The 8,511-nt window shown below is 56.6% G+C and carries 8 protein-coding genes and 1 tRNA gene; all 9 read left to right on the top strand.

Translation table 11 applies throughout. The features are described 5' to 3' along the window. Positions 1 to 351 precede the first annotated feature (351 nt). The 9 genes from thrS (at position 352) to AC1DIH_RS18825 (ending at position 7,806) form a co-directional block, all read left to right on the top strand. Positions 352 to 2,274: a threonine--tRNA ligase gene (gene thrS, locus AC1DIH_RS18785; protein ID WP_477772823.1), complete on the top strand. Its 1,923-nt coding sequence runs from the start codon at positions 352 to 354 to the stop codon at positions 2,272 to 2,274. Beyond that, positions 2,274 to 2,825 carry a translation initiation factor IF-3 gene (gene infC / locus AC1DIH_RS18790; protein WP_169843736.1) on the top strand — a complete coding sequence of 184 codons (552 nt, stop codon included), beginning with the start codon at positions 2,274 to 2,276 and terminating at the stop codon, positions 2,823 to 2,825. Before thrS ends, infC begins: the two co-directional genes overlap by 1 nt. 60 nt (positions 2,826 to 2,885) lie before the next feature. Then, positions 2,886 to 3,080, top strand: a complete 195-nt coding sequence (gene rpmI / locus AC1DIH_RS18795; RefSeq protein ID WP_002553160.1) for a 50S ribosomal protein L35 — start codon at positions 2,886 to 2,888, stop codon at positions 3,078 to 3,080. Positions 3,081 to 3,109: 29 nt separating this feature from the next. Beyond that, a complete protein-coding gene (gene rplT, locus AC1DIH_RS18800; RefSeq protein ID WP_007905879.1) occupies positions 3,110 to 3,466 on the top strand; it encodes a 50S ribosomal protein L20 in 357 nt (118 codons plus the stop codon). 109 nt (positions 3,467 to 3,575) lie between these two features. Beyond that, complete coding sequence (pheS, locus tag AC1DIH_RS18805) at positions 3,576 to 4,592, top strand: phenylalanine--tRNA ligase subunit alpha (protein WP_007905876.1); 1,017 nt, start codon at positions 3,576 to 3,578, stop codon at positions 4,590 to 4,592. A 26-nt stretch (positions 4,593 to 4,618) separates the two neighbouring features. Next, positions 4,619 to 6,997 (top strand): phenylalanine--tRNA ligase subunit beta, encoded by a 2,379-nt coding sequence (gene pheT / locus AC1DIH_RS18810; protein ID WP_477772824.1) that lies wholly within the window; start codon positions 4,619 to 4,621, stop codon positions 6,995 to 6,997. Positions 6,998 to 7,000: 3 nt separating this feature from the next. Beyond that, positions 7,001 to 7,303 (top strand): integration host factor subunit alpha, encoded by a 303-nt coding sequence (gene ihfA / locus AC1DIH_RS18815; protein ID WP_002553164.1) that lies wholly within the window; start codon positions 7,001 to 7,003, stop codon positions 7,301 to 7,303. Further along, on the top strand, positions 7,284 to 7,640 hold the full coding sequence (locus tag AC1DIH_RS18820) for a MerR family transcriptional regulator (RefSeq protein WP_003179985.1): 357 nt from the start codon (positions 7,284 to 7,286) through the stop codon (positions 7,638 to 7,640). Before ihfA ends, AC1DIH_RS18820 begins: the two co-directional genes overlap by 20 nt. An 89-nt stretch (positions 7,641 to 7,729) precedes the next feature. Further along, positions 7,730 to 7,806, top strand: a tRNA-Pro gene (locus AC1DIH_RS18825). Positions 7,807 to 8,511 lie beyond the last annotated feature (705 nt).

The following is an 8,511-nucleotide window of genomic DNA, read 5'->3' on the forward strand; positions in this document are numbered from 1 at the left end:
ATTCTCAGCCTATTTGAGGTGGGCCGTACATCTCAAGTTCACTTTTTGATGCAAAAGCCCTGAATTCGGCGTTGGTCAAACAAGGTCGCGGCGACGACCGTTCATCTGTGCTAGGATCCAGCGCTTGGGTATTTTCTGGCTCTGGACGATCTATTCGCCAGTAGCGGCCAATACCCGAATAACCCTGATTTGATCTCCAGTCACTCTGGTTCGGTTTCCGGTTGGCCGCAAGGCTCCTGCCGCTGTAAGGCAGGCGTTCATTATTGAATGGCCTGGACTGAATCGCGTACTGGCTGCTCATCCCAACCCACGTGACCTTTGGTAGGGGTCACCACTAGGAGAGGAGGCGCCATGCCCACTATTACTCTTCCCGACGGCAGTCAACGTTCCTTCGATCATCCGGTTTCCGTAGCCGAGGTCGCCGCATCCATTGGTGCCGGTCTGGCCAAGGCCACCGTGGCCGGCAAGGTCAACGGCAAGCTGGTTGACGCCAGTGATGTCATCGACAGCGACGCGACCCTGCAAATCATCACGCCCAAGGATGAAGAGGGGGTGGAGATCATTCGCCACTCTTGCGCTCACCTGATTGGCCACGCGGTCAAGCAGCTGTACCCGACGGCGAAAATGGTGATCGGTCCGGTCATTGATGAAGGCTTCTATTACGACATCGCCTACGAGCGTCCTTTCACTCCGGACGACCTCGCGGCGATCGAACAGCGCATGCACCTGCTGATCGAAAAAGATTACGACGTCATCAAGAAAGTCACTCCGCGTGCCGAAGTGATCGACGTGTTCACCCGCCGTGGCGAAGACTACAAGCTGCGCCTGGTCGAAGACATGCCGAACGAACAGGCCATGGGCCTGTATTATCACGAAGAATACGTCGACATGTGCCGCGGTCCGCACGTGCCGAACACCCGCTTCCTGAAATCCTTCAAGCTGACCAAGCTGTCCGGCGCCTACTGGCGCGGCGATGCCAAAAACGAGCAATTGCAGCGCGTTTACGGCACCGCCTGGGCTGACAAGAAGCAACTGGCGGCCTACATCCAGCGTATCGAAGAAGCTGAAAAACGCGACCATCGCAAGATCGGCAAGCGTCTTGGCCTGTTCCATACCCAGGAAGAAGCGCCGGGCATGGTTTTCTGGCACCCGAACGGCTGGACCCTGTACCAGGTGCTTGAGCAGTACATGCGCCAGGTTCAGCGTGAAAACGGCTACCTGGAGATCAAGACTCCGCAAGTGGTTGACCGTAGCCTGTGGGAGAAATCCGGGCACTGGGCCAACTACGCCGAGAACATGTTCACCACGCAGTCGGAAAGCCGCGATTACGCGATCAAGCCAATGAACTGCCCTTGCCACGTGCAAGTGTTCAACCAGGGCCTGAAAAGCTACCGTGAACTGCCGATGCGCCTGGCCGAATTCGGTGCTTGCCACCGTAACGAGCCGTCCGGTGCGCTGCACGGCATCATGCGCGTGCGCGGGTTCACCCAGGACGATGCGCACATCTTCTGTACTGAAGAGCAGATGCAGGCCGAATCCGCCGCGTTCATCAAGCTGACCATGGATGTCTACGCCGATTTCGGCTTTACCGACGTCGAAATGAAGCTGTCCACTCGTCCGGAAAAACGCGTCGGCTCCGATGAGCTGTGGGATCGCGCAGAATCGGCGCTGGCCTCAGCCCTTGATAGTGCGGGCCTGCCGTACGATCTGCAGCCAGGCGAGGGTGCTTTCTACGGTCCGAAAATCGAGTTCTCGCTAAAAGATTGCCTCGGTCGTGTCTGGCAATGTGGTACCTTGCAGCTCGATTTTAACCTGCCGATCCGTCTGGGAGCCGAATACGTCTCCGAAGACAACAGTCGCAAGCACCCGGTAATGTTGCACCGGGCGATCCTGGGTTCCTTCGAGCGTTTCGTCGGGATTCTGATCGAGCATTACGAGGGCGCGTTCCCTGCGTGGCTGGCTCCGACTCAGGCAGTGATCATGAATATCACTGATAAACAGGCAGATTTTGCCGCTGAAGTTGAAAAAACTCTCAATCAAAGCGGTTTTCGTGCCAAGTCTGACTTGAGAAATGAAAAGATCGGCTTTAAAATCCGCGAGCATACTTTGCTCAAGGTTCCCTATCTCTTGGTTATTGGAGATCGGGAAGTCGAGATGCAGACTGTCGCTGTGCGTACTCGTGAAGGTGCTGACCTGGGCTCGATGCCCGTCGCCCAGTTCGCTGAGTTCCTCACGCAAGCGGTTTCCCGGCGTGGTCGCCCAGATTCGGAGTAATTATTATTAAGCGTGAAATGAGACAAGATAAACGAGCTGCACCGAAAGCCCCGATCAACGAGAATATCTCGGCACGCGAGGTTCGGTTAATTGGCGCTGACGGCGAGCAGATTGGCATCGTCTCGATTGATGAAGCGCTTCGTATTGCTGAAGAAGCCAAGCTTGATCTGGTAGAAATCTCCGCAGACGCAGTCCCACCGGTTTGCCGTGTGATGGACTACGGCAAATCGATCTTCGAAAAGAAGAAGCAGATTGCTGCGGCGAAGAAAAACCAGAAGCAGATTCAGGTAAAAGAAATCAAGTTTCGTCCAGGGACGGAGGAAGGGGATTACCAGGTAAAACTGCGCAACCTGGTACGTTTCCTGAGTGACGGGGACAGGGCCAAGGTATCCTTGCGATTCCGCGGCCGTGAGATGGCCCACCAGGAGCTGGGGATGGAACTCCTCAAGCGGGTTGAAGGTGACCTGCTCGAGTACGGTTCGGTCGAACAGCATCCTAAGATGGAAGGACGCCAGCTGATCATGGTCATCGCCCCGAAAAAGAAGAAGTAATCAACAGGGCACGGCAGGCCTTGCGATTATGTTTATCAACTGAATGCGGAGTATCCGAACATGCCAAAGATGAAAACTAAAAGTGGTGCTGCTAAGCGGTTTCTGAAAACTGCTAACGGTATCAAGCACAAGCACGCTTTCAAGAGCCACATCCTGACCAAAATGTCGACCAAGCGTAAGCGTCAACTGCGCGGTAGCAGCTTGCTGCATCCGTCTGACGTGGCAAAAGTCGAGCGCATGCTGCGCCTTCGTTAATTTTTGGTTAAGAATAGAGGAAGTAACTCATGGCTCGTGTAAAGCGTGGCGTCATTGCCCGTAAACGTCACAAAAAAATTCTGAAACTTGCTAAAGGCTACTACGGCGCTCGCTCGCGCGTATTCCGTGTTGCCAAGCAAGCGGTAATCAAGGCAGGCCAATACGCCTACCGTGACCGTCGTCAGAAAAAACGTCAGTTCCGCGCTCTGTGGATCGCTCGTATCAACGCTGGTGCACGTATCAACGGTCTGTCCTACAGCCGTTTCATCGCCGGCCTGAAAAAAGCGTCCATCGAGATCGACCGTAAGGTTCTGGCTGATCTGGCAGTGAACGAAAAAGCGGCGTTTGCTGCGATTGTCGAGAAAGCTAAAGCCACCTTGGCTTAAGTACCCCCGACAGTCACCCGGGCTCACCTCTGTGGGCCCAGGTGTTAAACGTCATAAATAGGGGAAGAGCCTTCAAGCTCTTCCCCTATTTTGTATCTGGAGTCTGTACATGGAAAACCTGGATGCGCTGGTCTCTCAAGCACTAGAGGCTGTGCAAAGCGCTGAAGATATCAATGCCCTGGAGCAAATCCGGGTTCACTACCTTGGCAAAAAAGGTGAATTGACTCAGGTGATGAAGACCCTGGGGAATTTGCCGGCAGAAGAGCGTCCGCAAGTCGGCGCCCTGATCAACGTTGCCAAGGAGCGTGTCACAGAGGTTCTCAATGCGCGCAAGGCACTGTTTGAAGAGGCCGACCTGGCCGCCAAACTGTCCGCCGAGTCCATTGATGTGACCCTGCCTGGCCGTGGTCAGACCTCCGGTGGTCTGCATCCGGTTACTCGCACTCTGGAACGTATCGAACAGTTCTTCACCCATATCGGCTACGGCATCGCCGAAGGCCCTGAGGTCGAAGACGACTATCACAACTTCGAGGCGCTCAACATCCCAGGCCATCACCCGGCCCGGTCGATGCATGACACCTTCTATTTCAATGCCAACATGTTGCTGCGCACCCATACCTCGCCGGTACAGGTCCGCACCATGGAATCGAAACAGCCGCCGATCCGCATCGTCTGCCCAGGCCGTGTGTACCGCAGCGACTCCGATATCACCCACTCGCCGATGTTCCATCAGGTCGAAGGCCTGCTGGTCGACCGCGACATCAACTTCGCCGACCTGAAAGGGACCATCGAAGAGTTCCTGCGCGTGTTCTTCGAAAAAGAACTGGCAGTGCGCTTCCGTCCTTCGTATTTCCCGTTCACCGAGCCGTCCGCCGAAGTCGACATGGAATGCGTGATGTGCAGCGGTAAAGGCTGCCGCGTCTGCAAGCAGACTGGCTGGCTGGAAGTGATGGGCTGCGGCATGGTTCACCCGAACGTGCTGCGCATGTCCGGGATCGACCCGGAAGAGTTTTCGGGCTTTGCCTTCGGCATGGGCGTTGAACGTCTGGCCATGCTGCGTTACGGCGTGAACGACTTGCGTCTGTTCTTCGACAACGACTTGCGGTTCCTCGCGCAATTTCGCTAGTCGTAACGAATTCTTAGGAGAGCAGGATGAAATTCAGTGAACAATGGCTGCGCGGCTGGGTAAGCCCGCAGGTAAGTCGCGACGAGCTGGTTGCTCGTCTGTCGATGGCCGGTCTTGAGGTCGATAGCGTTACGCCGGCCGCCGGTGAATTCAGTGGCGTGGTCGTGGGCGAGGTGCTGAGCACCGAGCAGCACCCGGACGCCGACAAGCTGCGTGTTTGCCAGGTCAGCAATGGCGCGGAGACCTTCCAGGTAGTTTGCGGTGCACCAAACGTGCGCCCGGGCCTGAAGATCCCGTTCGCCATGATTGGTGCCGAACTGCCAGGCGACTTCAAAATCAAGAAAGCCAAGCTGCGTGGCGTTGAGTCCAACGGCATGCTGTGCTCGCAAGCCGAACTGCAAATCGGTGAAGGCAACGATGGCTTGATGGAATTACCGGTCGATGCGCCGGTCGGTCAGGACATTCGTGAATACCTGAGCCTGGACGACGCCAGCATCGAGGTCGACCTGACTCCGAACCGCGGCGACTGCCTGTCCCTGGCCGGTCTGRCCCGTGAAGTCGGTGCGCTCTATGCTGCCGAAGTCACGCGCCCGCTCGTTGCCAGTGTTCCAGCCGCGCACGATGAAGTGCGTTCGGTTGAGGTTCTGGCGCCCGCAGCGTGCCCGCGTTACCTGGGCCGTGTGATCCGTAACGTCGACCTGTCCAAGCCTACGCCGCTGTGGATGGTCGAGCGTCTGCGTCGCGCTGACGTGCGCAGCATCGATGCTGCCGTCGACATCACCAACTACGTGATGCTGGAGCTGGGTCAGCCGCTGCACGCTTTCGATCTCGCTGAAATCAATGGTGGCATCCGCGTGCGCATGGCCGAAGAAGGCGAGAAGCTGGTGCTGCTCGACGGTCAGGAGGTCAGCCTGCGTAGCGATACGCTGGTGATTGCCGACCACTCCCGCGCCCTGGCGATTGCCGGTGTAATGGGGGGCGAGCACAGCGGTGTTTCCGCGACCACTCGCGATGTGTTCCTGGAAAGCGCGTTCTTCGATCAGATCGCCGTTGCTGGCAAGGCTCGTTCCTACGGCCTGCACACCGACGCCTCGCACCGCTACGAGCGTGGCGTGGACTGGCAGCTGGCCCGTGAAACCATGGAGCGCGCCACCGGCCTGCTGCTGGAAATCACCGGCGGCGAAGCTGGCCCGATTATCGAAACCGTCAGCGAACAGCACCTGCCGTCGATTGCTCCGGTCACCCTGCGTGCCCAGCGCATCACCCAGATGCTGGGTATGGAAATGGACTCAGCCGAAGTCGAGCGTCTGCTCAGCGCTTTGGGTCTGAAAATTTCCGCGGACGGGGCAGGGCAGTGGCGCGTAGAAGTGCCAAGCCATCGCTTCGATATCAGCCTGGAAGTCGACCTGATCGAAGAACTGGCCCGTTTGTACGGTTACAACCGTCTGCCGGTTCGTTACCCGCAAGCCCGTCTGGCACCGCAAGCCAAGGCTGAAGCGCGTAGCGATCTGCCTGAGCTGCGCCGTCTGCTGGTGGCTCGTGGTTATCAGGAAGCGATCACCTACAGTTTCATCGATCCGAAACAGTTCGAACTGTTCAACCCGGGCGTCGAGCCTCTGTTGCTGGCCAACCCGATCTCCAACGACATGGCCGCCATGCGTTCGTCCCTGTGGCCGGGCTTGGTCAAGGCGCTTCAGCACAACCTGAACCGTCAACAGGACCGTGTCCGTCTGTTCGAAAGCGGCCTGCGCTTCGTCGGTCAGCTGGAAGGCCTGAAGCAAGAGCCGATGCTGGCCGGTGTGGTCTGCGGCGGCCGTCTGCCGGAAGGCTGGGCCCAAGGTCGCGATACCGTGGACTTCTTCGACGTCAAAGCCGACGTGGAAGCGGTGCTGGGCTTTGCCGGTGCACTGGATTCGTTCACCTTCGTGCCGGGCAAACACCCTGCGTTGCACCCGGGTCAAACCGCGCGCATCGAGCGTGAAGGTCGCGTAGTCGGCTACATTGGCGCTATCCATCCTGAATTGTCGAAAACCCTCGGTCTCGACCGTCCGGTCTTCGTTTTCGAGCTGGTGCTGGCCGAAGTGGCGTTGGGCAAAATGCCTAAATTCAGCGAGTTGTCGCGTTTTCCTGAAGTGCGTCGTGACCTTGCGCTGCTGGCAGACAAAGACGTTGCAGCCAGTGCCGTACTGGACGTAATCCGTGAAAATGCAGGTGAATGGCTGACGGACCTCAGGCTATTTGACGTGTATCAGGGTAAAGGTATTGATCCGCATAGAAAAAGCCTTGCAGTTGGCTTGACCTGGCAGCATCCATCGCGCACTCTTAATGACGATGAGGTGAATACCACGACGCAAAACATCCTCACCTCGCTCGAACAAAGGTTGAACGCCACGTTAAGGAAGTGACGTATGGGGGCTTTGACGAAAGCTGAGATGGCGGAACGTCTGTATGAAGAGCTGGGCCTGAACAAGCGGGAGGCCAAGGAATTGGTCGAACTGTTCTTTGAAGAAATCAGGCACGCTCTTGAAGACAACGAACAGGTGAAGTTGTCCGGTTTTGGCAACTTCGACCTTCGTGACAAACGCCAGCGGCCTGGCCGCAATCCGAAAACGGGAGAAGAAATCCCGATCACGGCTCGCCGTGTGGTCACCTTTCGTCCAGGGCAGAAGTTGAAGGCCCGAGTTGAGGCTTATGCTGGAACCAAGTCATAACGACGAGCTTCCCGTCATCCCAGGCAAACGCTACTTCACCATTGGTGAAGTCAGCGAGCTTTGTGCGGTAAAACCGCACGTGCTGCGCTACTGGGAGCAGGAGTTTCCTCAACTCAACCCCGTCAAGCGCCGCGGAAATCGCCGGTATTATCAGCGCCAGGATGTGCTGATGATCCGGCAGATCCGCGCGTTGCTGTATGACCAAGGGTTCACCATCGGCGGAGCGCGTCTGCGCCTTTCTGGCGATGAAGCCAAAGACGACACCACCCAATACAAGCAAATGATCCGCCAGATGATCGCCGAGCTCGAAGATGTTCTGGTGGTACTCAAGAAATAAATTCCTGCTTTTAAATACTTCCAGTTTTCAAAAGCTTGCGATATATTCTTGAGCGTTCCTCGAGATGAGGAACAGGTTTCACGCCTAGTCGGGGCGTAGCGCAGTCCGGTAGCGCACTAGCATGGGGTGCTAGGGGTCGAGTGTTCGAATCACTCCGTCCCGACCATATTTTTCAATGACTTAGCCCAATCTGAAAAGGTTGGGCTTTTTCATGCCTGCGATTTAGGGTTTCTGGTAGTTAAATGGTAGTGTGAGTTCACGCCGCTTTTGGCCCTTTTTCGCGCTGTCTTTGGCACCAATCCACTCCGATATTTTTCTTCCTCTCTCAGCGTTTTCGCATGTCAGATAGCCTTGCCATACGCCACGTTTCCGGGCGATTGTGAGTTCACGTCGCTTTTGGCTCTTTTTCGCGCTGTCTTTGGCACCAATCCAGTCCGATATTTCTCTTCCTTTCTCAGCGTTTTCGCATGTCAGATAGCCTTGCCATACGCCACGTTTCCGGGCGATTAGGGCGTTTTTCCTCACCCGCTCCGCGGCGCTAAACCCTGGAAGCTCAGTTCCGATTCTTCGTTCTTAAAGGTCACCATCCCAAATCAGCGAAACCGGCTGTACGTCATGCGGGCCGTGCCTTTGAAGACAAACGGAAGCACCTTTAGGCCGGACTTCCGATTGTGCGCTAGGGAAACGGAACAGAGCGCGGGGAGGGCGCATCTATTCGAATTGATTGCTGACGTGCGGATTCCACGACACTTGGACACTCAGCCCACGATCATTTGGACACTCGTTCCGCGCTCACTTGGACACCTGATCCGCGTCCACTTGGACAGGCAGTCGGAGCGCAGCGACGCAGGTTTGCATTGTTAGTCTGAAG

This window comes from Pseudomonas sp. 05N36, assembly GCF_056397385.1.

What these genes read in the sequence shown, in the direction of transcription:
- thrS (WP_477772823.1), top strand. Translation starts at nt 352, where the DNA reads ATGCCCACTATTACTCTTCCCGACGGCAGTCAACGTTCCTTCGATCAT.
- rpmI (WP_002553160.1), top strand. Translation starts at nt 2,886, where the DNA reads ATGCCAAAGATGAAAACTAAAAGTGGTGCTGCTAAGCGGTTTCTGAAA.
- rplT (WP_007905879.1), top strand. Translation starts at nt 3,110, where the DNA reads ATGGCTCGTGTAAAGCGTGGCGTCATTGCCCGTAAACGTCACAAAAAA.
- pheS (WP_007905876.1), top strand. Translation starts at nt 3,576, where the DNA reads ATGGAAAACCTGGATGCGCTGGTCTCTCAAGCACTAGAGGCTGTGCAA.
- ihfA (WP_002553164.1), top strand. Translation starts at nt 7,001, where the DNA reads ATGGGGGCTTTGACGAAAGCTGAGATGGCGGAACGTCTGTATGAAGAG.
- AC1DIH_RS18820 (WP_003179985.1), top strand. Translation starts at nt 7,284, where the DNA reads ATGCTGGAACCAAGTCATAACGACGAGCTTCCCGTCATCCCAGGCAAA.